Source organism: Phocaeicola coprocola, from assembly GCF_041333015.1.
GTDB classification, from domain to species: domain Bacteria; phylum Bacteroidota; class Bacteroidia; order Bacteroidales; family Bacteroidaceae; genus Phocaeicola; species Phocaeicola coprocola.
The window spans coordinates 1,681,238-1,706,950 of the sequence record NZ_JBGKGM010000001.1 but is presented as its reverse complement, the minus strand read 5'-3'; the positions used below and the strand labels follow the sequence as shown (position 1 = coordinate 1,706,950).

Annotated in this window: 18 protein-coding genes and 2 tRNA genes; 14 read left to right on the top strand and 6 right to left on the bottom strand. The window is 42.3% G+C overall.

What is annotated here, in order from left to right; translation table 11 throughout:
• Window positions 1–5: 5 nt before the first annotated feature.
• The 3 genes from ACDG22_RS07035 to pepT form a co-directional block, all read right to left on the bottom strand.
• Window positions 6–3,077 (bottom strand): SusC/RagA family TonB-linked outer membrane protein, encoded by a 3,072-nt coding sequence (locus tag ACDG22_RS07035; protein WP_370858824.1) that lies wholly within the window; start codon window positions 3,075–3,077, stop codon window positions 6–8.
• Between the two features lie 636 nt (window positions 3,078–3,713).
• Complete coding sequence (gene gcvT, locus ACDG22_RS07030) at window positions 3,714–4,805, bottom strand: glycine cleavage system aminomethyltransferase GcvT (RefSeq protein ID WP_370858823.1); 1,092 nt, start codon at window positions 4,803–4,805, stop codon at window positions 3,714–3,716.
• Between the two features lie 137 nt (window positions 4,806–4,942).
• Window positions 4,943–6,169, bottom strand: a complete 1,227-nt coding sequence (pepT, locus tag ACDG22_RS07025) for a peptidase T (protein ID WP_007570258.1) — start codon at window positions 6,167–6,169, stop codon at window positions 4,943–4,945.
• Between the two features lie 211 nt (window positions 6,170–6,380).
• Between pepT and ACDG22_RS07020 the strand changes: the two genes are divergently transcribed.
• On the top strand, window positions 6,381–7,589 hold the full coding sequence (locus ACDG22_RS07020) for a BamA/TamA family outer membrane protein (protein WP_370858822.1): 1,209 nt from the start codon (window positions 6,381–6,383) through the stop codon (window positions 7,587–7,589).
• A 107-nt stretch (window positions 7,590–7,696) separates the two neighbouring features.
• Here the strand turns inward: ACDG22_RS07020 and ACDG22_RS07015 are convergent, their stop codons facing one another.
• Window positions 7,697–9,103 (bottom strand): amidophosphoribosyltransferase, encoded by a 1,407-nt coding sequence (locus ACDG22_RS07015; RefSeq protein ID WP_270213123.1) that lies wholly within the window; start codon window positions 9,101–9,103, stop codon window positions 7,697–7,699.
• 618 nt (window positions 9,104–9,721) lie between these two features.
• Between ACDG22_RS07015 and ACDG22_RS07010 the strand changes: the two genes are divergently transcribed.
• Both ACDG22_RS07010 and ACDG22_RS07005 read left to right on the top strand, forming a co-directional pair.
• Entirely contained in the window at window positions 9,722–9,889 is a 168-nt protein-coding gene (locus tag ACDG22_RS07010) for a hypothetical protein (protein ID WP_370858821.1), read from the top strand.
• 662 nt (window positions 9,890–10,551) lie between these two features.
• On the top strand, window positions 10,552–11,058 hold the full coding sequence (locus ACDG22_RS07005) for a hypothetical protein (RefSeq protein ID WP_370858820.1): 507 nt from the start codon (window positions 10,552–10,554) through the stop codon (window positions 11,056–11,058).
• A gap of 241 nt (window positions 11,059–11,299) precedes the next feature.
• Here ACDG22_RS07005 and ACDG22_RS07000 read toward each other — a convergent pair.
• Together ACDG22_RS07000 and ACDG22_RS06995 are read right to left on the bottom strand one after the other, a co-directional pair.
• Window positions 11,300–11,373 (bottom strand) — tRNA-Thr (locus ACDG22_RS07000).
• 19 nt (window positions 11,374–11,392) lie between these two features.
• A tRNA-Thr gene (locus tag ACDG22_RS06995) sits at window positions 11,393–11,466 on the bottom strand.
• A gap of 309 nt (window positions 11,467–11,775) precedes the next feature.
• Between ACDG22_RS06995 and ACDG22_RS06990 the strand changes: the two genes are divergently transcribed.
• From ACDG22_RS06990 to ACDG22_RS06940, 11 genes are all read left to right on the top strand, one after another.
• The gene (locus tag ACDG22_RS06990) at window positions 11,776–12,312 is read left to right on the top strand and encodes a DUF4199 domain-containing protein (RefSeq protein ID WP_178270116.1); all 537 of its coding nucleotides are present in this window, start codon (window positions 11,776–11,778) and stop codon (window positions 12,310–12,312) included.
• A gap of 3 nt (window positions 12,313–12,315) precedes the next feature.
• Window positions 12,316–13,266 (top strand): glycosyltransferase family 2 protein, encoded by a 951-nt coding sequence (locus ACDG22_RS06985; protein WP_007570246.1) that lies wholly within the window; start codon window positions 12,316–12,318, stop codon window positions 13,264–13,266.
• Window positions 13,267–13,268: 2 nt separating this feature from the next.
• Window positions 13,269–13,835, top strand: a complete 567-nt coding sequence (locus ACDG22_RS06980) for a DUF6452 family protein (protein WP_007570245.1) — start codon at window positions 13,269–13,271, stop codon at window positions 13,833–13,835.
• Window positions 13,783–14,496, top strand: a complete 714-nt coding sequence (locus ACDG22_RS06975) for a DUF6048 family protein (RefSeq protein ID WP_178270117.1) — start codon at window positions 13,783–13,785, stop codon at window positions 14,494–14,496. Before ACDG22_RS06980 ends, ACDG22_RS06975 begins: the two co-directional genes overlap by 53 nt.
• Before the next feature lie 6 nt (window positions 14,497–14,502).
• Complete coding sequence (locus tag ACDG22_RS06970) at window positions 14,503–15,072, top strand: manganese efflux pump MntP (protein ID WP_007570242.1); 570 nt, start codon at window positions 14,503–14,505, stop codon at window positions 15,070–15,072.
• A gap of 22 nt (window positions 15,073–15,094) precedes the next feature.
• Window positions 15,095–16,108 (top strand): FAD:protein FMN transferase, encoded by a 1,014-nt coding sequence (locus ACDG22_RS06965; protein WP_022125409.1) that lies wholly within the window; start codon window positions 15,095–15,097, stop codon window positions 16,106–16,108.
• Between the two features lie 14 nt (window positions 16,109–16,122).
• Complete coding sequence (locus tag ACDG22_RS06960; RefSeq protein ID WP_302309594.1) at window positions 16,123–18,114, top strand: OPT family oligopeptide transporter; 1,992 nt, start codon at window positions 16,123–16,125, stop codon at window positions 18,112–18,114.
• 269 nt (window positions 18,115–18,383) lie between these two features.
• Window positions 18,384–19,226, top strand: a complete 843-nt coding sequence (locus tag ACDG22_RS06955; protein WP_370858819.1) for an alpha/beta hydrolase — start codon at window positions 18,384–18,386, stop codon at window positions 19,224–19,226.
• Between the two features lie 109 nt (window positions 19,227–19,335).
• The gene (locus ACDG22_RS06950; RefSeq protein WP_370858818.1) at window positions 19,336–19,854 is read left to right on the top strand and encodes a 30S ribosomal protein S16; all 519 of its coding nucleotides are present in this window, start codon (window positions 19,336–19,338) and stop codon (window positions 19,852–19,854) included.
• Window positions 19,855–20,390: 536 nt separating this feature from the next.
• Complete coding sequence (locus ACDG22_RS06945; RefSeq protein WP_370858853.1) at window positions 20,391–23,648, top strand: SusC/RagA family TonB-linked outer membrane protein; 3,258 nt, start codon at window positions 20,391–20,393, stop codon at window positions 23,646–23,648.
• A gap of 13 nt (window positions 23,649–23,661) precedes the next feature.
• Window positions 23,662–25,698, top strand: coding sequence for a RagB/SusD family nutrient uptake outer membrane protein (locus tag ACDG22_RS06940; protein ID WP_370858817.1), 2,037 nt, complete (start codon window positions 23,662–23,664; stop codon window positions 25,696–25,698).
• The last annotated feature ends 15 nt before the right edge of the window (window positions 25,699–25,713 follow it).

Below are 25,713 nucleotides of genomic sequence, written 5' to 3'. Positions count from 1 at the left end.
AATGTTTAGAATTGAACTTTTACATTAAAACCAAAACTTCTTTGGCTCGGCTGCATAAAATAATCAAGCCCTTGATAATAAGTTCCTGTTGAAGCTGTAGCTTCCGGATCGAATGGAGCTTTACAGTAAATCATCCATAAATTACGTCCCACAACAGAAAGATTAATTTTCACAGCGTCATTAAACCACTTAGCAGGCAATGTATATCCTAATGACAATTCTTGCAAACGAAGGTTAGTTGCATCATACACATAATCCTCCAACAAACCGTTCGAACCACCCACTTTTGTATAATATGCTTGAGCATCGATTACCCCATTATTAACAGGAACTCCGCCATTATCACGAGCTATAGCCGTTGTTTCAGACACACCAAACTGATCCATAATAGCCTGAGTCTGCGAAAGAACAACTCCACCAAAACGAGCAGAGAACATAAATCCAAGATTTATTCCCTTATAATTGAAATCATTTCTAAATCCTAAATTTCCACTAGGCAATACCGAACCAACTTTCTTAGGTTCTGATAAAGTTTCAAGTACAACGTTGTTGTTTTCAATCATCACATTACCGTTCTGGTCGCGTTTCAATGCAGTCTTGACATACAAATCACCCATTGTACCACCTTCTGTTAAAATATACTGACAAGCATCGATTCCACCTTTTTCAATACGGTCTACAGAATAATGTATACCGGTTTCATCTACATAATCTTTCAACAATTCTGTCACCTTATTTCTATTAAAACTATAAGTTACATTAGAACTCCAGGAGAAATCACCCCATGTATTATTGAATCCCAAGGCAAACTCCATACCCCAGTTACGTACGTTACCAGACTGGCAATACATCTTTGTATATCCGGAAGTAGCAGACAATGGCACTTCTATAGTCTGATTTTTAGTATCCGATTTATACCATGTAGCATCCAAATTCAATTTTCCGTCGAAGAAACGTGCATTGATACCAGCCTCCCATGAATAAGTCTTTTCTGGAAGAAGTTCACCTAGCGGCTTATATGACATTGTCTGCCACTTACCTGTAGACTTATCCCATTCATAACTATAAAGTGAAGTAAGATTACGAGGAATAGAAGTACCCACAACCGCGTAAGAACCTCTTACCTTCAAATAGCTGAACCATTCAGGAAGCTTCACCATTTCTGAGATAACTCCAGAAAGACCCACTGAAGGATAGAAGAATGACTTATTAGGAGTATGTGCCAGAGCCGAATCCCAGTCATTACGTCCGGTTACAGTCAGATACAGCATATTTCTCCAGCCAGCTTCCACGCTTGCAAACAAAGCATTGGTACGCTGTCTCCATCCTTCGAATAAAGGATAAGTATCGCGTCCGTTCTTATCGATATTATAATAAGTAAATACATTAGGCATATCTCCAAGAGCTCCCTGATACCCAGAGTTCTTATAATTCAACTGAGTAGTACTTGCTCCTAAGTTGGCATTCAAAGTAAAACTTTCCCAAGTCTTAGAGATATTTGCGATAATATCGGCATATACCTGACGGTCATCTGTCTTATGGAATTTATAGAAACCCGTCGTACTAGCAAACAACGTATTAGTAGAAGCATAGCGTTTTTCTTCATAGTCAATAGAAGAGTTATCAATACGTACACGTCCTGTTACGTTCAACCAGTCTGTAATGTCGTATTTCAAGCTGGCATTGGCCATATAACGCTGCTTATTATTCGTACGTGGCATACGGTTCATCACCCAATAAGGATTCTGCATTTGCAGACCCTGGTCACCCCATTGCCAGTTTTGTGTATAGATATTACGTCCGATATCGAATGTTTCATAAGCCTGGATTGCACCAAAGTTCTCACCTCTCGGGAAAAGATAGACAGCTGAAAGAGGGTTAAAGTACTGGCCTTGAGCTGTCAAGTTCAAATCCTTCTGAATAATGAAACTGAATCCCACATCAAGAGTCAGCTTATCGTTCAGGAACTTAGTGGTATTACGTGAAGAGAAGTTATATCTCTCATATTCATTGTTAGGCAACATACCGTTCGCATTGGTTGTACCGACAGACAAATATGTCTGATTTTTTTCATTACCCACTGATAATGAAGCCGAATTCTGAATATTAGTTCCTGTACGGAAAAATCCCATAGGATCATAATCACCATAACTAGACGATCCCTTTTCACCCCAAGAAGAAAAACTTCCAGGCACATTTAAATAACTGTTTTGAAATTTAGGAGTAAAGAACGGCTTAGAAAAAGTTGTAGAGTTTGAGACAGTTACACTCACTTTACCTTCCTTACCTTTCTTTGTTGTAATCAAGATAACACCGGCAGAAGCAGCAGAACCATACAAAGCAGCAGCAGAAGGTCCACTCAACACCGACATACTTTCTATATCATCCGGATTAAGGTCCGAAATACCTTCACCTCTAGGCTGTTCAGAATAAGCACCTTCTGTTCCACCATTATTGGTATTAAAGATAGGTACACCATCAATTACGTACAAAGCATTATTATTATTGGCAATAGATTTAACACCACGCATAACTACACGAGTTGCACCACCAACACCCGAAGCAGAAGCATTGATATTGACGCCAGCCACCTTACCTGCTAAAGCATTCATAAAGTTAGCATCCTTTACAGTAGTTAATTCATCTCCTTTTACCTGCTGTACATTGTAGCTCAATGCCTTTTCCGAACGTTTGATACCAAGTGCGGTCACAACAACCTCTTCAAGCACTTCTGTATCTTCATGCATGACAATCTGGCCTAAATTAGGTTTAACAGCCAACTTCTGTGTTTTATAACCAATGTAGGAAATTTCCAATACAGCATTGGGAGAAACCTGCAAAGAGAATACACCATCAATATCAGTGATGGTTCCATTCGTAGTTCCCTGTTCGAGAATACTTACACCAATCAATGGTTCACCTTTTGCATCGACAACGACACCTTCAGTTTTCACATTGTTTGTTTGCTGGGACAGGGATGTCCTATTACTAGAAACATCATTCGAACCTGCCCACGCAACACCTCCTGGAGTTAACAACAAGAGCAACATTAGTTGCGCAAATTTACTTTTTTTCATAAAGATTAGTAAATTAAAGGTTTTTAACTTTTATTTTTTACACAGCATTTCAGTAAAGCCATAGTAAAGAATAAAGATTACAATAAAAAAATCAAATTTAGTTTAGTCTAATAACAAAATAGCAGTCAACAATATTGTCTCAGTTCCTGCAAAAAATAAACGTAGAGACCATTCCTTCTTTTTTACAAAACTTACACAATAAGATTTCAAACTTTCAAATAGAAATATTGAAAGCACTAAAAAGTTTCAATTGATTTTTTAAACAAAAAATTAACAAGGTATTTATAAGGTTAAACAAATAAAGAGAAAAGCCATTAAAGACTCTTTTCTTTAAAATATCGAGCAAATATAATAAATTTTTTATATAACTACCACAAGAAACAAAAAAAATAATAAATAGCAGATGTCATTTTATAACAAACAATCTGTATGTGAAAATAAATCAAACAAAAGTCAATAAGCGATATATTTATAAATCAGCTATGTATGAAAAGATCTAATTTAACAACAAAATAATGACATCCACAAAACCTGATAAATTATAAGCTTCTCATTTCAGAAAAATAAAAAATCGTTTCTTCCTTTTTAGATTAAAACAGGCAGAAACGACTTTTCTATGATTATTGCATCGAGGTATCAAATCATGTTCCGGAAAGGAGGCTTCACCACTTTCGCTTTCAGATGACGTCCACGATTATCCAGATAAATCTCCGTATCCGGTTTGGCAAATGCAATCTGTACATATCCTAATCCGATTCCGATTTTACGGGTTGGCGACATCGTTCCGGATGTTACATTTCCGATAACATTTCCCTCTCCGTCGGTCAGTGCATATCCATGACGAGGAATACCACGGTCTATCATCTCAAAGCCTACCAACCTGCGAGTTACACCTTCTGCCTTCTGTTTCTCCAGTGCCTGACGATTGGTAAAATTCTTGCCGCCGACAAATTTGGTAATCCATCCCAAACCGGCCTCCAAAGGAGAAGTTGTGTCGTCTATATCATTGCCATACAGACAGAATCCCATTTCCAGACGAAGCGTATCACGTGCTCCCAGTCCGACAGGTTTAATACCATATTCAGCTCCGGCTTCAAATATAGCATCCCAGATACGATCGGCATCCTGAGGATAAAAATATAATTCAAAACCACCCGCACCGGTATAACCTGTATTCGAGATTATCACATTCGGTACTCCGGCAAAATCACCTACACGGAAGGTATAATAAGGTATTTCCGAAAGATTAAGAGAAGTGAGTTTCTGTAAAGTATCAATAGCCTTTGGTCCCTGAACAGCCAACTGAGCAATACGGTCGGATGAATTTTCGAGTTCAGCCCCTACCGTATTATGAGCCACACACCAGTTCCAGTCTTTTTCTATATTAGCTGCATTGACCACCAGCATATATTTATCGGGTTCATAAAAATAGACAAGCAAGTCATCGACGATACCTCCGGTTTCATTTGGGAAACAAGTGTACTGCACTTTTCCCAGAGTAAGTACAGCCGCATTATTGGATGTAACCTGCTGAATAAACTCAAGTGCATGCGGTCCCTTCACCCAAAATTCTCCCATATGGGAAACATCGAATACTCCTACCGACTGACAGACTGTATGGTGTTCATCAAGAATACCCGAATACTCGATAGGCATGTTATAACCAGCAAATTCATGCATTTTGGCACCGAGAGCAATATGCTTCTCGGTAAAAGGAGTAGTTTTCATCAGATAGAATGTTTAAGGTTAATATTTTATATAATCACCACAGATTCCTAGCTTTCCTGTAAAAACCGACGGCTCATCTGGAAAAGCCAACAATCTGTGGTGAGATTGTGATAAATTTCTTTATCGGATCAGCTTTCTTAGTATCTCTTGGCAGTCAGTTCGGCTATCTTGACAATCACGTTCATAGCCTTTTCGATAGACTGAATAGGAACAAATTCGTAGCGACCGTGGAAATTCAGTCCGCCGGCAAAGATATTCGGACAAGGCAATCCCTTGAACGACAACTGAGCACCGTCTGTTCCTCCACGGATAGCCTTCACTTTCGGTTCCACTCCGGCTTCCTGCATGGCGGCAAAAGCAATATCGATGATATGCATCAACGGCTCTACCTGCTGGCGCATATTGTAATACTGATCTTTAATATCTACCCTAACCGTACCTTCGCCATATTTTTCGTTAACCTTTTCAGCACATTTCTGCATAAAAATCTTACGTGCCTCAAACTTCTGGCGGTCGTGATCGCGGATGATATAAGATACAGTAGCCTGCTCTACCTCACCTTCCATACCGATCAGGTGATAGAATCCCTCATATCCTTCGGTTGTAGCCGGTGTTTCGTTTTCAGGCAGCATACCTACAAACTCGTTAGCTACCAGCAGCGCATTAATCATCTTTCCTTTAGCATAACCCGGATGTACATTTCTACCCTTTACATGTACCTTGGCAGCAGCTGCATTGAAGTTTTCAAACTCCAGTTCACCTACTTCACCTCCATCCATTGTATATGCCCATTTACATCCGAATTTTTCTACATCAAACTTATGTGCTCCCAGTCCGATTTCTTCATCCGGATTGAAGCCTATGCGAATTTTTCCGTGTTCTATTTCAGGATGTTCTTTCAGATATGCCACAGCAGCAATGATTTCGGCAATACCAGCCTTATCATCAGCTCCCAGCAATGTACGGCCGTCGGTTACAATCAGATCCTCTCCTACATGATCGAGCAGTTCTGGAAACTGCTTGGGAGAAAGAATGATTCCCTCTTCCTTACACAGTGTAATATCCTCGCCTCCATAATTACGGACGATATTAGGATTTACATTTTCTCCCGACATGTCGGGGCTGGTATCCATATGAGCTATGAAACCGATTGTAGGTATATCTCTATCTACATTTGCAGGAAGAGTGGCAAACAGATAACCATTGTCATCCAACGAGATTTCCTCCAGTCCCAATGCCTCAAGTTCTGTTTTCAGATATTTGGCAAAAACCATTTGTTTGGGCGTACTAGGAGTTACACCGGTTGACTCGTCAGACTGTGTGTCGAAAGTTACATACTTCAAAAAACGTTCTATTACTGTCATTATTCTTTCGTTGTTAATAATTCTGTTGTGTAAAAATAGGAAATAGCTTTCGAACAGCCAAACGCATTACCATTTTTTAGCCGTTATTTATAAACGATACTCCCGTTTTAGCATAAAGCAGTTAAAAACACATACCATACCACAAAGTCTTATAAAAAGACGGGAGCTATAACGCTTTTTTTCTTACTTTTGTCATCGAAATTTATAATTTATGAAAAAAATAATTCTACTGTGCACCGCATGCTTGCTTACCATTGCCTGTCTTGCTCAAGAACCCACAGGCATCTTTGCAAGCGATACGCTTTCCACTCCATCTTCAAACATCAAAAAGAAGCATCAGAAAAAATCAGCAGAACGCAATTTACACTATAACATTCTGGGAGGTCCGAGCTTTAGCCCAGACTTCGGTCTTCTGGTGGGAGGTAGTGCGCTGATGACATTCCGTATGAATCCACAAGACACAACCATGCGGCGCTCTGTACTGCCCGTCGCAATGGCATTCATGTTTAAGGGAGGGCTGAACATCATGGTTAAGCCTCAGCTTTTTTTCAAGGATGACAAGTTCCGCATCTTCGGACAGTTCAGCTATAAAAATACTCAGGAAAATTTCTACGGAGTAGGATACAGCACAAACAAGGACTATGTGCGCAGCGATACTACCAGTCAATACCGGTACAACGGTATACAGATAAACCCATGGTTTCTGTTCCGTATAGGAGAAAGTAATTTCTTCGTCGGTCCGCAAATCGACTTGAACTACGACAAGATAACCGATCCTGCCAAGTATCTGACAGAACAGGAAGATTACAAAAGAGCCGGAGGAGGTACAAGCGGATACAGTAATTTCAGCTCCGGACTGGGATTCTTGCTGACTTACGATACACGAGATGTTCCCGCCAATCCGTACAAGGGAGTTTATCTGGACTTCCGTGGAATCATGTATCAGAAATGGCTGGGAGGTGATGACAACTTTTATCGCTTCGAGTTCGACTACCGACAGTACAAATCAGTTGGTCAGCGAAAAGTGCTGGCATGGACGGTGCAGACCAAAAATGTTTTTGGAAACAACATACCTTTAAATAAATATGTGCTTAGCGGTACACCTTTCGATCTGCGCGGTTACTACATGGGACAATACCGTGATAAAAGCTCGCACATCGCTTTGATGGAATACCGCCAAATGTTCAATACTGATCAAAGCAACCGGATAAAGAAGATCATTCATCACCTGGGTTTCGTGGCCTGGGGAGGAGCCGGATTCATGGGACCAACTCCCGGAAAAATTGAAGGAGTATTGCCTAACGCCGGAGTAGGTCTGCGCATAGAAGTGCAGCCTCGCATGAATGTCCGATTGGATTTTGGACGTAATTTCATCAACCGACAGAATTTGTTCTATTTCAATATGACAGAAGCATTCTGATACAGTGTAAACCTGCTTCAGAAGTCTATAAAAAGAATAAGCGCAGAATCCATCCGGAACTACCGGAATTATGGATTCTGCGCTTATTTCATATCAGAAAAAGCTGTTTAAAAGTGACTTGAACCGTCGAAACAGTGTGTGCACACCTTGCATTTCGGCAGACCGATAGCCTCTATCAGCGTTTCCAGTGTATTGAACTTCAATGATGTCAGTCCGAAGCGGGCACGGATGCGTTCTACCAGTTCCTTGTATTCAGGTGAGTCGGTAGTAGCATACTTGTCCAGCTTAGCATTTTCATCACCTTCTATTTCCTTAATGATACGGCGGGTAATCAGTTCCATATCGCTCTTTGAAGAAGTGAAACCGATAAACGGACAACCGTAAATCAGCGGCGGACAGGCAATACGCATGTGAACCTCTTTAGCTCCGTAATCGTACAACACATTCACATTGTCACGAAGCTGGGTACCGCGTACGATAGAGTCATCACAGAACAGAATACGCTTACCCTGCAACATGGCACGGTTGGGAATCAGTTTCATTTTTGCCACAAGCGAACGCATAGCCTGATTGCTGGGAGTAAAGCTACGTGGCCAGGTTGGTGTATATTTCGCAATGGCACGATGATAAGGAATACCCTTTCCTTCGGCATATCCCAATGCCATACCTACACCTGAATCGGGAATACCGCAGGCACAGTCCACTTCCGACTCATCGGTCTTACCCATTTTGTAACCGCTCATGAAACGAACTTCTTCTACATTACGTCCTTCGTAGCAAGATACCGGAAAGCCATAATAAACCCACAGGAACGAGCAAATCTGCATATCTTCATTCGGTTTGCGAAGCTGCTCCAGTCCGTCAGCACGCATACGGATAATTTCTCCCGGACCTACATAACGGTCGATTTCGTAATCCAGATTGGGCAGACTGCTTGATTCGCTGGTAGCTGCATAAGCACCATTTTTCTTTCCTATCACAATCGGAGTACGCCCCCACTTGTCGCGTGCCACGATAATGCCGTCTTCTGTCAGAATCAGCATCGAGCAGGAACCTTTGATTTTCTTGTAAACATTTTCAATACCGTCTACAAAATCTTTTCCCTGTACAATCATCAATGCAATAAGCTCTGTCTGGTTTGTTTTTCCCAAACTCATTTCCGCAAAATGCATATTTGCATCGAGCAAATCTTTTTCAAGTTCAGCCACATTGTTGATCTTCGCAACCGTTACAATGGCGAATTTTCCAAGGTGAGAATTTATCATGATAGGCTGAGGATCGGTATCGCTGATTACACCTATACCCGACTTGCCTCTGAATTTTGGAAGTTCCGATTCAAACTTGGTGCGAAAATAAGAACTTTCCAGACTATGAATAGAACGAACGAAACCTTCGCCTTCCGAATATGTTGCCATACCGGCACGTTTCGTACCTAAATGTGAGTTATAATCCGTACCGTAAAATAAATCGGTTACGCATTCAGCCATTGAGACTGTACCGAAAAAACCACCCATTCCTTTTTTATTTTATAATTAATAGTTCGATTTTCGAGTGCAAAAATACGCAAAAGACAAGAAGTACAGAAGAATGCAATGCGAAATCTTAATACGGTATATTGAAAATTTTCACTTCAAATGTTTTACAGAAGACTAAAGATTCAGTATATTTGTTTTATTACCTGCTTATTAACCTCTCTAATAATCAAACAAATGAGAAAGATCTCACTTACAAGGTCCGCGTTAGTTACCGGATGTATCCTTATCTCTTCCATACCACTTCAAGGGAAAGCAAAAAATCTCTTTCAGGAGCAAGACAACCGGATTACTGGATTAATCGTTTCGAGAATCACAAATACTTTGATACACACCAAGCACCTGTATTCGACTCAGTCAACATAAAGGCTTTATTACAGCAGAAACAACCAAGCAATATTCCCGAAAAAGAATAAACCTAATAACGGAATCCATTTTCCGCTATCAGGATACATCATACCACTGGCATGATTGCTGATATAATATTTTTTAACAAATAAATATAGGGGGATTCGGTTGCTTTGACGTTTATATGAAAAAGACATTAAAGACTTTCAGTCAAATCCGAAAAAACAATTATAAACCCAAACCATTACCTGCATGACAAAGATTATTTTACCACTAGACTTTCTTTTTGGGGGAGGCACGCAGACTGCCGCATGTGGCGATGAAGAACGAATGACTGAACCGACTGTTTCATCTGACCTTATGCCGAATCAGGGCAATCAGGAAATTCCTGCGAACGAATTGCAACAGTACATAGACTAAAATGTTAGTTGACAAACTGACATTTTGCATATTTTTCCCTTCGAGATTCGTTTCTTTTCAGCCTGCACCGAAGTCGATATTTTCAAAGGAACAATCTCGAAGAGATGCTGCTCATAACCAAGATGATAGATAAAATTTTAACACTTTATGAAGAACAAAACAGCTCCTTCCAGAAACATTAAAGCACCTTTTTTAAGGGTATCTGTACATGTTACCGGAAGAGTCAGCCAACTTATCGAGTCATTTTTTTAATTTATCTCGATGTTTTTTTAATTTTCCACAATATTTTTCCAAAAACATGAGGAAGAAATACGCATAAAAACAGACTTTTCTTTTATCTTTTATGCAGGAATCTGAATAATTTTTCAGTTTTCACTAGCTTACTTTTCTCTCGAACAACAAAATTTGATACAAGCCATGTCAATAATCTTCCGTTTTTCCTAACAAACAGACAACCGTTATCGCTTTATGCTTTCTTTTAGAATCCGGTTGTATACCTACGGCAAAGCCTGACTGAAAAATTTTAATAAAAAAACTGGAAGTTTTTTAAACAAAAACGGAACAAGATTGTTTTATATGCAGAAGAATTAAAGAGGAAAACGATTAGACTAGACTAATTTTATGTACACAAATGTCACCGCTACAACACCGGTGACATTTTTTTGCACTTAAATAAATTCTTTGGAGGGAATAATCGAGTAGGAGGAAAACGAAGTAGTTTTCTTCCTACTTTCGTTTTCCGACCTCTCACACCACCGTACGTGCCGTTCGGCATACGGCGGTTCTTTACTATGGATGCCTTTCGTATTCTTCGAAAGACACTTCCACGACATCTTCTTCAACCATCCATTTGTAGGTCTGCGCTCCTTTATACCCTTCGGATTCCGTCCTATCTCTTTAAAGGTAGCCCAATACTTCTGTTTTGGTTTTATGCATTCGTTCCAACAAACGGTAGTTTTCAGTTATGCCGTTTAAATAAAGTTTGGTCCTTCCCTATAGGCATACATGCCTTGGGTACTACGACCTCTGCTGACTTCTCACGGCAAGCTTTACTCCATCATGGTACTTCGAATCATTCATCCTCACCATATGTCCGTGAGACCTCCTCGGATAAGGGTATTAACTTTCAATCTTATGTCTGCTCCATTTACACTAACCGTCCCGAATAGCTATAGGGCTTTAGTTTGTTTCGCAACCTTACCCACGGTCATATGCCTTATATGAAGTTTCTGTTCGTCAGACCAGATGTTTGCCGCCAGCTTCTTTCAGATTCCAACTCGCGATGGACACCCTTGCTTTTGGCTGTATGATTCCCGCTATTAGGGCTCATTGGGGACTTGCACCCGTTAGCTAATACTCATGCCGAGCATACAAAAAGAAAAAGGTTGGATTCATATTCCAACCTTTTCGAGCCTCTTGTCGGATTCGAACCAACGACCCCGAGATTACAAATCACGTGCTCTGGCCAACTGAGCTAAAGAGGCAATAAATATGTTTTTTTCGAGCCTCTTGTCGGATTCGAACCAACGACCCCGAGATTACAAATCACGTGCTCTGGCCAACTGAGCTAAAGAGGCAGGTGGGCAAGCTTGCCATATCGCGCCGCTACAACCAACTACCTTTGCTGCGATCAAGCCCTGGAGGATTCGAAGGGAGCTGGCCGTATGGGACTTACCCATGTTATGTCTGCATCAGAGATTCATCATCGATGTTTCTCGATTGCGGGTGCAAAGGTACACATATTTTTTGAACCTGCAATACTTTGCCACAAAAAAATGCACAAAAATTGAAAGAAATACGTTTTTTACAAGTTTTATAGCCCGGAATATCTCCAAAAAGCGTACTTTTGTAGTCTTAATATATAAAGTTATAAAGTAAAGACAGAGATGCCAACAGACAAACCGATTACACTTCAGGAACACGCTATGCGGTTCGGTACTTTTATGGGAATATTCTGGATATTCAAATTCATTTTTCTTCCCTTGGGATTCACTATCCCTCTCCTTCAGCTATTGTTCGTACTGCTTACCCTGTTCGTTCCTGTGTTAGGATACATTTACGTACGCAAGTTCAGAAATACATACTGTAACGGTGAGATTTCATTTTTCCGTGCTTTTTTATTTACCCTGTACATGTATCTGTTTGCCGCATTGCTGGCAGCAGTAGCACACTATGTCTATTTCCGCTTTATCGATCAGGGATTTCTGACAGACTCATACCTGCAACAGCTGGAAAGCATCAAAGCAAGTGCCCAGGGCGAAATGGTATCTTCCATCGACCAGCTTATTCAGGCTTTTGATACGATTTCATCGTTGACTCCGCTGCAACTTACATTTCAGTTGATTTTTCAAAATATATTTTACGGCATCCTGCTGGCTATACCTACCGGCCTGGTGGCAATGAAACAAAAAAAACGTTTTTAAACTATGGATATATCAGTAATCGTTCCTTTATATAATGAGGAAGAGTCTTTACCCGAACTGCATGCGTGGATAAAGAGAGTTATGGACGCGAACGGATTCAGTTACGAAATCATCTTCGTAAACGACGGAAGTACCGACGGTTCATGGAAGGTCATCGAATCTTTAAGTAAGGACAACAAGGAGGTGAAAGGAATAAAATTCCGCCGTAACTACGGAAAGTCTCCGGCACTGTTCTGCGGATTCGAACGTGCGGAGGGAGATGTGGTCATCACAATGGATGCCGATCTTCAGGACAGTCCCGACGAAATACCGGAACTCTACCGCATGATTACTGTCGACGGATATGATCTGGTTTCGGGATGGAAGCAGAAACGGTATGATCCGCTGTCGAAAACAATTCCGACCAAACTGTTCAACGCTACGGCCCGCGCAGTTTCAGGTATCCATAACCTGCACGATTTCAACTGTGGACTGAAGGCTTACCGCAAGGAGGTTATCAAGAACATTGAGGTATATGGCGAAATGCACCGCTATATTCCTTATCTGGCAAAAAATGCCGGTTTCAGCAAGATAGGCGAAAAAGTGGTTCACCACCAGGCACGAAAATACGGAAAGACAAAATTCGGATTGAACCGTTTCGTCAACGGTTATCTGGATTTACTCACACTCTGGTTCTTGTCTAAATTCGGTATCAAACCGATGCACATCTTCGGCTTTCTGGGTTCTATCATGTTTATTCTCGGTTTCATAGCCGTAGCTATCATAGGAGTCAACAAGTTGTACGACCTGTATGCCGGTAATCCGTACAGACTGATTACAGACAGTCCGTATTTCTATCTGGCTCTTACAACCATGATTATCGGTACACAACTCTTCCTTGCCGGATTCATCGGAGAACTGATAGCCCGCAATGCTCCTGAGCGAAACAAATATCAAATAGAAAAAGAACTGTAACCATGAAGAAACTACCGGCCATATTAGGCTTGCTTTTATTAATATGCATATTCTTCCCGGGGTGTGAAGTAGAAAACTGTCCACCCAACTCCATGTCGTATGCATATTTTTCATTAGTAGACCAGCACGGAAGGTCTTTCAATACATCAGACACCATTACGATTGTGGGACAGACACATGCCGACATCGTAGTATACGATACCCTGCCCGACGGAAGCCTCCAGCCCCGTACCGTACAGGATTCACTCGTATCGGATACACTCATCAACAAGGAAGCGGGTGCCAGCAGTTTCGAACTCCCGTTCAGCTACGGCACTCATACACGGTTTGTCTTTATCTATCGCAGCCTGGAAAGACGGTATGCCGGTACTGATACCATCAATATCGAACACCGGAACATCCCGTATTTCACCAACCTGGACTGTGGCTCCATGATGTTTTACGAGGTCACCAAAGTAGAGAATACCCGTCACCGCCTCGATTCATTGACTATAACCAATCCGAATATAGACAATAATGAAAAAGAAAACTTTAAAATATATTTCACTGTTCTTGATACTGACGAGTAGTCTTTTCCTATTGCCGTCGCATGCATATGCACAAAAAAAGGACAAAGAGACATTGAAGGCAGAATACAAGGCTTCTCCGCTTTATCAGGGAACTTCCGTCGGCATAGAAGTTGCCGGCGCAGGAGGATATTTGCTGGGAGGTGACATTTTGAGCAGTGAAATCATCGTTCAGACTAACTTAAAAAACCGCTTCCTGCCCGTAGTGGAAATAGGATATGGAAAAACTGACGTCATCAATGATGCCAACGACATGCATTACAAGACGTCGGCTCCTTATTTCCGTATTGGTATGGACTACAATGTCTTCTACCAGAAACCTTATCTGCCGGGATACTTATATGTAGGCTTACGATATGGTATGAGCAGCTTCACTTACGATGCCAGCGGTCCTGACATGACCGACCCAAACTACGGAGGACATATAACAGTTCCTTTTGCCGATCTGGGTGTAAAGAGCAATGCCAGCTGGCTGGAAGGAGTTGTGGGGATTAAAGTTAAAATATACAAGCGTTTCCACATGGGATGGGCTGTACGATATAAAATGCGTATGAGCGTAGACAGTCACGAAAACTCTAACCCATGGTATGTTCCCGGTTTCGGTAAAAACGCCGGAAGCAGCTTCAATCTGACGTATAACTTAATATACAATTTACCTTTTTAAAAGCGCATGAGTACACTTGAAATATGGTTGCTTGCCGTCAGCCTGGCTATCGACTGCTTCACGGTTTCGGTGACAAGCGGCATCATACTACGCCGTATCCAATGGCGGACATTTTTAAAAATGGCTTTTTTCTTCGGGTTCTTTCAAGCTTTGATGCCACTGATAGGATGGTTCGGAGCCAGCCGTTTCAATCACCTTATCGAATCGTACGACCACTGGATAGCATTTGCCTTGCTGGCATTTCTCGGTATCCGTATGATACGCGAGCATTTTAAGGACAGCGAAGAATGCAGTTTCGACCCTACCAGCCTGAAGGTAATCCTTACCATGGCGGTAGCTACCAGCATCGATGCACTGGCAGTAGGAATCTCCTTCGCATTTACGGGATTCAACTCTATCGGCCAGTTGTTCTCTCCGCTCATTATCATCGGCATCGCTTCATTCGTTCTCTCGATAGTCGGAAACCTGATCGGTATCTTTTTCGGAAAACGCTTCAACCTGCGTATGGAACTTTTCGGAGGTCTGGTATTAATAGGTATCGGTGTAAAAATTCTTGTAGAACATCTTTTTTTATAAATTAAACTCAACGATATAATCTATGGCAAACAATAAAGGTTTAAAATGGCAACTGCCTTTTCTGGCATTCCTGATAATCGGAACGGTATTGATTCTCCGGAAACAAGCTCCTTTCCAGACAGACGAAGGACTGGTGTTCGGCACAATGTACAAGATAACTTACCAGTCGAAAGAAAACCTGAAAAAAGATATAGAAGCTGAATTGCAGAAAGTAAACAATTCGCTCTCTCCATTCAGTAAGGAATCGGTTATCACACGCATCAACAACAATGAAGAAATGACGGCCGACAGTATGTTTACTTATGTTTTCCGTCTGGCGAAAGATATTTCTCAGGAAACTTACGGAGCTTTCGACATTACCGTTGCTCCGCTGGTAAATGCATGGGGATTCGGATTCAAGAACGCCACAAACATACAGGCGCATACCATAGACAGTATACGTCAGTTTGTCGGATTCGAGAAAATAGACCTTATCGATGGGAAAATCGTCAAGAAAGACCCGCGTGTAATGCTCGACTGTAGCGCCATAGCCAAAGGGTTCGGAGTAGACTGTGTGGCACGCCTGCTCGACAGCAAAGGTGTAAAAAACTATATGATAAACATCGGAGGAGAACTGGTTATGAAAGGAGAAAACCAGAATATGGAAAGCTGGCGCATCGGTATCAACAAACCGATAGACGACTCACTGGCTGTAAATCAGGAATTGCAGACTGTGCTCGAAATCACCAACGCCGGACTTGCCACTTCGGGTAATTATCGCAACTTCTACTATAAAGACGGTAAAAAATATGCGCACACCATCGACCCGCGTACGGGCTATCCGGTACAACACAATATACTCTCGTCTACTGTCGTAGCAAAAGACTGTGCAACAGCCGATGCTTACGCCACTTCGTTCATGGTGCTCGGACTTGATTCGGCAAAGGCAATCTGCAATGCTCATCCTGAACTCGATGCTTATTTCATCTACGAACGTAAAGACGGGAAAATGGATATTTACTTTACCAATGGCATGAAGAAATATTTAAAAAACTAAATACCTGAAAAACCATGAAAGAAACAAACGAAAAACAGACAGGACTGCCGGAAAATGCATTCCGCCCACTGAAACCGGGAGAGCAGTATCACCCGCTGATGTCGCCCGACAAAAACTATCCGGAGGTAAACCTCTGGTCTGTATTATGGGGTATCGCCATGGCGATACTTTTCTCTGCCGCCTCAGCTTATCTGGGACTGAAGGTCGGTCAAGTATTCGAGGCTGCTATTCCTATCGCCATCATTGCCGTAGGTGTTTCGAGTGCAGCCAAACGTAAAAGTGCATTAGGTGAAAACGTCATTATACAATCCATCGGAGCCTGCTCGGGAGTTATCGTAGCAGGAGCTATCTTCACCCTGCCCGCATTATACATCTTGCAGGACAAATATCCGGAAATGACAGTCGACTTCTTCCAGATGTTCATCAGTTCACTGCTGGGAGGTGTGCTGGGAATCTTGTTCCTGATTCCGTTCCGCAAATATTTCGTCAGCGAAAAGCACGGAGAATATCCGTTCCCTGAAGCTACCGCCAGTACACAAGTGCTCGTTTCGGGCGAAAAAGAAGGAAGTCAGGCTAAACCGCTGCTCTTTGCCGGACTGATAGGTGGTCTGTACGACTTTATCGTAGCTACCTTCGGATGGTGGAACGAAAACTTCACAACCCGTGTCTGCGGATGGGGAGAAATGATAGCCGAAAAGGCCAAACTGGTTGTAAAAATCAATACCGGAGCTGCCGTACTGGGACTGGGTTACATCGTAGGTCTGAAATATGCTGCCATTATCTGTGCCGGTTCGCTTACCGTATGGCTGATTATCGTTCCGGGTATCTCACTGATCTGGGGCGATCAGGTACTGAACGCATGGAATCCGGCTATCACCGAAACTGTAAGCAGCATGTCGCCTGAAGCCATTTTCTCTCAGTATGCCAAAAGCATCGGTATCGGAGGTATCGCCATGGCCGGTATCATCGGAATCGTACGTTCATGGAGCATCATCAAGAGTGCCGTAAGTCTGGCTGCCAAGGAAATGGGTGGCAAGAAAGCGGAAGCCAATGTAGTACGTACACAGAAAGACCTTTCGATGAAGATTATTGCAATCGGCTCTATCATTACGATTATACTGGTAGCTCTGTTTTTCTACTTTGATGTAATGCAGGGCAATCTGCTTCACACCATTGTAGCCATTGTCCTGGTAGCAGGTATTTCCTTCCTGTTTACTACCGTTGCAGCCAATGCCATTGCCATCGTTGGAACGAATCCGGTATCGGGTATGACACTGATGACACTGATTCTGGCCTCTGTAGTGATGGTAGCTGTCGGTCTGAAAGGTGCAACCGGAATGGTAGCCTCACTGGTCATGGGAGGTGTAGTTTGTACAGCATTGTCAATGGCTGGAGGTTTCATCACCGACTTGAAAATCGGTTACTGGCTGGGTAGTACGCCTGCCAAACAGCAGACCTGGAAATTCCTGGGTACACTGGTATCTGCCGCTACCGTAGGAGGTGTTATCATGATTCTGAACAAGACTTACGGATTCTCATCGGGTGCTCTGGCTGCTCCTCAGGCTAATGCCATGGCTGCCGTTATCGATCCGCTGATGAACGGTGTAGCTGCCCCGTGGCTGTTGTATGGCATAGGAGCTGTACTGGCTCTCGTACTGACTTACTTCAAAGTACCGGCACTGGCTTTCGCTCTGGGTATGTTTATTCCACTGGAACTGAACCTGCCGCTTATCGTAGGTGGAGCAATCAACTGGTATGTAACAACCCGCAGCAAAGATGAAGCTGTCAACACCGCACGCGGAGAAAAGGGAACACTCCTCGCTTCCGGATTTATTGCCGGAGGTGCACTGATGGGAGTAGTCAGCGCTGCTATGCGTTTCGGAGGAATCAACCTCGTAAACGAAGCATGGCTTGAGAATCCGCTAAGTCAGGTTGCATCGCTAGTAGCTTACGTACTGCTGATTGTATATCTGGTAAAAGCAAGTATGAACATCAAGAAGTCATAATAATCAGATAGACATATATTTATACATTAAAGCAACATTCACCCACAGACATTCTGCTCCGACGGAAGTCTGTGGGTGTTTTTGTTATCTTAAAAGATTTATGCTATCTTTGAACCTGCCAATCCGACCATCCGGCAGTTATGATTCAAACCGTCATCGGACAACTTTATGTCCGAAAAAGCATATAGGCTCACTCCTATAACCATAACAGCGGATAAGGTACAAACAACCGGATAATATTCAAACAACCAAATAAAATTAATACACGTATGAAAAAACTATTTCTTATGAGCCTGGTCTTTTTTTCGACTATGCTCACAGCCCAAAAACCTGTGGAAATCAAATTATGGCCCAATGGAGCTCCTAACACAAACAACATGACTCAGCAAGTAGAAAACGGTCCGCTTTATGTAGCAGAACCCACTCTGACCGTTTATCCGGCTAAAGAAGGAAATGGAATGGCCATTGTTGCCTGTCCCGGAGGAGGATATACTCACCTTGCGATGAACCACGAAGGTCACGATCTGGCAAACTGGTTCAACAGTCAGGGTATCACCTATGCCGTACTTACCTACCGCATGCCAAATGGAAATAACGAAGTTCCGCTAAGCGATGCACAACAAGCTTTGCGCATCATGCGACAACATGCTGCTGAATGGAACATACAACAAGTTGGTATCATGGGATCTTCGGCAGGCGGACACCTTGCCAGCACTGCTGCCACTCATTTTACCGATGCTGAGACTCGTCCGGATTTCCAGATTCTTTTCTATCCAGTAATTACTATGGACCCGACTTATACTCACATGGGATCTCACGACAACCTGCTGGGCAAAAATCCATCGAAAGAACTCGAACAGAAATATTCCAATGAACTGCAAGTCACCCCACAAACTCCTCCGGCTTTTATCATGCATAGTAGTGACGACGGTGCGGTACCGGTAGCAAACAGCGTGAACTATTATATGGCACTGGTAAAAAACAAAGTTTCTGCCAGCCTGCACACCTATCCCATCGGAGGTCATGGATGGGGATTCCGTGATTCTTTTATCTACAAACGCCAGTGGACAGGCGAACTGGAAAAATGGCTTCGCGAAATAAATAACAAATAATAACTACTTAACCTTTTGTAATACAAATAAAAGTCGTACCTTTGCACCCGCTAATACGAGATATTAGCATAATTCAAATCATTAACATTAAAAAATTAACGTTTAAGAAATGGCAACTAAAATCAGATTGCAGAGAAACGGACGCAAAGGTTATGCGTTCTATTCAATTGTTATTGCAGATGCAAGAGCACCACGTGATGGTAGATTTACTGAAAAAATTGGTACTTACAACCCTAATACCAATCCTGCCACAGTAGATTTGAATTTTGAACGTGCATTACACTGGGTAATGGTAGGTGCACAGCCTACTGATACCGTACGCAACATTTTGTCACGCGAAGGTGTTTACATGAAGAAACACTTGTTGGGTGGTGTTGCAAAAGGTGCATTCGATGAAGCTGCTGCTGAAGCTCGTTTCAACGCTTGGAAAGAAAACAAGCAGAACGGTCTGGCTGCTTTGAAAGCTAAAGAAGAAGAAGCTAAGAAAGCTGAAGCTAAAGCACGTCTGGAAGCAGAAAAGAAAGTAAACGAAGAAATCGCTAAGAAAGTAGCTGAAAAGAAAGCTGCTGAAGCTGCTGCTAACGCAGAAGAAGCACCTGCTGCTGAAGAAGCTCCGGCTGAAGCATAATTCGTTACTTCAAAACGACATTACAAAGAGGTTGTCCGATGGGGCAGCCTCTTTTTTTATGCTAAAAAACAGAGATCTAAAAGGTTAAAAAAAGAAATGTTTAAAACATGTTAATAAATAAGACTTTTTCAACCAAATAAAACAAACGTTTATATATTTGCATCAAAATTTAATATAATTAATATTTGATAACCTAATCTATTACAAGATTCCTTTGTGGAAGATATATACAAACCAAACAAAATACGACACTAAAAAACATGATTTATGAAAACACATTTTTTTTTGATCTTTATCCGTGCGCGTTAACACACATTCTTTACTAGAGTTGATCTACTATTGACAGTCACATTACATCCGAAAATCTTCAATACAAGATTATTTCACAATTTAAGACACGGCAATAAAATTATTCATATGTATTGATCTAAACTTTATGTAACAACAAACTATTAATTACTATGAAAGACAAATTATCAATTTGGTGGAAATTCTGCCTGCTAACCCTTTTACTAGTATTAGCTCCACCTGAAATTATGGCACAAGGTTTAACCATAAAAGGACAAGTCTTAGATTCAAACAATGAACCTATCATTGGAGCATCTATCGTAGAAAAAGGGAACACTTCCAACGGAACCATCACAGACTTCGATGGTAATTTCAGTTTCAAGATCTCAGGCAAAGGAAAAACAATCGTTATTACCTACATCGGCTATCAGACTCAGGAACTGACTGTAACTTCCGGCAAAGCCTTGAAAGTTATAATGAAGGAAGATGCACAGGCTATGGACGAAGTCGTAGTCATCGGTTATACCAGCAAAGCACGTAAAGACCTTACAGGTTCTGTAGGTTCTGTTTCAGGAGTTAAAATCGCAGCTATTCCGGTCAGCTCGGCAGCTGTTGCATTGCAAGGTAAAATCGCCGGTGTACAGGTTACTACAGTCGATGGTGCTCCGGGAGCAGATATCAACATCCGTGTACGTGGAGGAACATCTGTAACCCAAAGCAACGAACCTCTTTATATCGTCGATGGTTTCCAGGTAGACAATATCAACGATATTCCTCCTACAGATATTGCATCTATCGATGTATTAAAGGATGCGTCTATTACAGCTATCTATGGAGCCAAAGGTGGTAACGGTGTAGTTGTAGTTACCACAAAATCGGCAAAAGCCGGAAAGATCCAGGTGAGCCTCAATGCTCATCTCTCTACCAGCCAGCTTGCTAAGAAACTGGATCTGATGAATGCAGCAGAATTTGCACGTTATCAGTATGAATGGTCTGCATGTAACGGTAGCCGTTCATCAAATGCCAAATTCTTCCGCGCAAACTTCGGTAACCCGCAAGACCTTGACATGTACAACACCTTACCTACTCACGACTGGCAAGATGAAGTTATGGGAGAAAATCCGATTAACTACTCTACCAATGTCAGCATCGGAGGAGGTACTGAAAAAATGCGTTTCAACGCTTCATTAACCCAGAGTGAAGATAAAGGTATCATCATGGGTTCTGGAGTTCGCCGTACTAACCTTAACATCAAGACAGCTATTGATATCACCAAGAACCTGACTTTGCAAATCAATCCTAAGCTCTCGTTCCGTCGCGATGAAGGAGCCGGTGGTGACAATATCGGTACAGGTGGTATCATCGATGTATTGCGCTATCGTCCTACCAATGGTTTACGTGAATTCGGATACATCGACCCGTCTTATGCAGACCCGGATGAAGAAGCTCTTTTCACTTACACCAATCCTAAGAGCGATATCAGCATTAACCAGCAGAAAAAGTATTCATACAACTATACCAATGCTTTCTCTTTGGAATGGAAACCGATCAAAGGTCTGGTACTCCGTTCTGAAGCAACAATCGGATTGACTTGGAAAGACCAGTACCGTTTCTATGGTGCACTAACCAGCGAAGGTCAGAAAAACAACTCACAGCCTGTTGCCAATATTCAGAAAGACTATACATTCAAGTATATCTGGACCAATACTGCATCATACGGCTTCACACTGAAAAATGTTCATAACATCTCCTTGCTGTTAGGACAGGAAATCTATCATAGCCAAAATACCAAGAACGTACAGAAGAACCGCTATTTTCCACGTGCATTCGAAGCTGATCAGGCTTGGGCAAACATGGGATTCGGTACTCCACAGGAATCGTATACACAGCTTTCTACTCCTGACCGTACAGCTTCATTCTTCGGACAGGCAAGTTATAACTACAACCACAAATACTTGCTTTCATTGACAATGCGTGCCGATGGTTCTACCAAGTTCGCACCAGGAAACCAGTGGGGCTACTTCCCTTCTATCTCCGGAGCGTGGGTGCTTTCTGAAGAAAACTTCCTGAATGATGTAGAATGGATCGATCAACTGAAACTTCGTGCTGCTTTCGGTCTGGCAGGTAATAACCGTATCGACAACGATATGTGGCGTTACTTATATTCTGTCAATTCTACTGGCGGTCCTGGTTTCGGAGAATCTACTCAGTTTGGTGAACAATGGTACGGCAACCAGGGAAATACTACCTTTGCCAACAAGGATATCAAGTGGGAAACTACATTGACACGAAACCTTGCTGCCGATATCACTTTGTTTGGCGGCCGTCTGACTGTAACTCCTGAAGTTTACTGGAATACTACCAAAGATTTGCTTTACAAATCAGACATACCTTCTTCTGTAGGTTATATCAGCCAGATGCAGAACATCGGTCAGGTAACAAACAAAGGTATCGAGTTGAGTATATCAGGCGATATCCTCAGAGGTAGAGATTATGTACTTTCTGCCAACCTTTCTCTTGGTATGAACAAAATGAAAGTAGACAAACTGAACGGTACCGACAATGTTATCTGGGACCAGAACAACCGCTGGAAATCAAGCTACAATGACTACTGTCTGAAAGTAGGCGACCAGGTAGGTCTGATCTACGGTTTCGTTTACGACGGACTGTACTCGATGGATGAATTCTATTTCGACCCGACAAATAACCTTCAGGCTCTGCCTTGGGGATCGACAGCTGCCGAAAACGGAACATCTAAAGACGCTCCGCTGGTAGATGAAAATGGAGTAGAACATCCTAAGACAGTCATCAACGAAGTATCAGGAAACTCTAACTCAGGTATTGCTACTCTTCCTGGAAAAATCAAATTCAAAGATTTGAATGGTGACGGCAAAATTACAGAAGACGACCGTACTGTCATTGGTAACACCAATCCGAAAGTACAGGGAGGATTTGGCGTAAGCGGACAATGGAAGAACTTCGACTTCGCCATGAACTTCAACTTTATGCTCGACTTCGATGTAAACAATGCAACAGCTTATCAGCTTTCTTCATCAGAAGGCAACGATAAAAAGTTCTATAATGTACTCGGTACATTTGCCGACAACGGATGGAGATATACTCGTGATGGCGACGGTGAATGTATGTACAAATGTTATTTCATCGATGGTTCTATCGACATGTACCGTCAGCTGAACGAAGGCAGAACACTTTGGAACCCAACCGATGTAACTCAGAAGATCACTCATTCTTACTTCATCGAAGATGGTTCATTCGTTCGTTGCCAGGACTTGACTATCGGTTACACACTGCCAGAAAAGCTGACATCAAAAATGGGTATTTCAAAAGCTCGTTTCTATGTTTCAGCATCCAATCTGTTTATCATTACCGGATATTCTGGTTACGACCCGGAAGTAGATATTCAGACAGGTCTGACTTGCGGTATGGACTACAACCGCTACCCACGTAGCCGCAGCTTCGTATTTGGAACAAATATCACCTTTTAAAACTTGAAAGTACATGAAACTCAAAAATATATTAGTCATAGGCTTGACTTCTCTGACATTGGCATCATGCAATGATTTTTTGGATGTCGAATCCCCGTCAAGCTACAGCGAAGAGTTCGTTTTCAGCCAGAAAACAGAAATCAACCGCGCACTTAATGGAGTATATGCATCTATCCTTGTAAACGACTTGTATGGAAAAGCTTTCCAGAGAAGCTTCATCCTCAACAGCGATGTAGAAATGATGATAAGCAGTACAAACGTAGCTACCCACAACAGTTATGCACGCTTCGACTGCGATGATCAGGGTAGCGAAATCAACAAGTACTGGCAAGCTGCATACAAAGCTATCGAAGATGCCAACCGTTTTATATACAATCTGGAAAACAGCCCGCTTTACAATGAAGAAGACGCTGAAATCATGCAGATGATGGGAGAAGCCAAATGTATCCGTGCTATGGTCTACCATGACATGGTCGTTATGTTCGGAGATATTCCTTTCACTTTCCGTCCGGCTTCACAACTGGGAGGTGATTACGTCATTCCTATCATGGACCGTAAAGAAATACAAGACAATCTGATAAATGACCTGAAGGCTATCGCTCCTAAAATGAGTTCATCCGCTTCTGTCACTGTAGAACATGCTTCACAGGAATTTGCATACGCCCTCATCGCACGTATTGCACTTACAGCAGGAGGATATTCACTCCATCCGGATAAAAACAATCCTAAAAGCTACGGTGTCATGAGCCGTCCGGAAAATTATCAGGACTACTACCGTATTGCCAAGGAATATACCAATCTGGTTATCTCGTCAGGTTCTCACTCCATAGGAACTTCTTATAAAGATGTATTCCTGAAAGAAAGTAATTTCGAACTAATCAGCAAGGGAGATCCTATTTTCGAAATACCTTTCGCTAAAGAATCAACAGGCGAAACTGGAAATATCCAGGGTCCTACCTCTACAGCCAATGAAGGACAGACACTTGGTAAGAACGTATGGGGAGCAGCCGACGGAAACGGCAGACTGAATGCATTCTACCGCTACTCATTCGATGAAAAAGACAAACGCCGTGATTTCGTCAACGGACTCTGGTATTACGGAAACAGTACAAACAATGTCAGTCAAGATTCCTGCCTGATCCGTTCAGACTACACCGTACACAACAACAAATGGTCTAAACTATGGGCCAATGCCGGACAATTCCTTAATACAAGTTCAGGAAGTACAGGTATCAACTTCCCTTACATGCGCTATGCCGATGTCTTGCTGATGAATGCCGAAGCTATCAACGAACTGGAAGGTCCGACTAAAGAAGCCCAAGAGTCACTCCGTCAGGTACGTAGCCGTGCCTTCGACGATCAGGGTGCTGTCAATACTTACGTTACCAATGCAGCTTCTTCGAAAGAGAAATTTCTCCAGGCCGTACTGGACGAACGTAAATGGGAGTTTGCAGGTGAAAACATCCGCTGGCGCGACCTTGTACGTAACAACCTGTACAGTCAGGAAGTAGTATACAGCTTCTTACGTTACCTGTCGGTTGCCATGTCAAACGCCGGTACATATACCGGATTTGAAGATGATATAGCCGAACACGACGGAAGCAATTATCTGGTCGAACTGCCAGAATATATGTATTACCATGTACTTCCTCAGAGTGCAGAATGGCGTGTAGATCCCAGTCAGGTATATGGTTATCCATACCCGAACACCACACTGGACATCCTCTATATTTACAATCCTTACAAATCGGCAAGCCAGCCGGCAACAGCTCTTACCGCTATCGATGGAAAAACATGGGAATCAGCCGAATTCTATCAGTGGAGTAGCGATTCTGAGCCAACCAACCAATGTAAATATTCATTCTATGGATATATCCGCCACACAGAACAAGGTACTATAGTATTGGTAAAAGACGGAACAGAAGTTCCATTGGAAGGCAACAGCGTTCCTTCAGTCAGCGCATTGCCTCCGGTACGTTATATTCTGCCTTATCCAAATGCAGCTATCCAGCGTTCTGCCGGAGCCTATAAGAACTATTATGGATATTAATAACAACACTCAAAA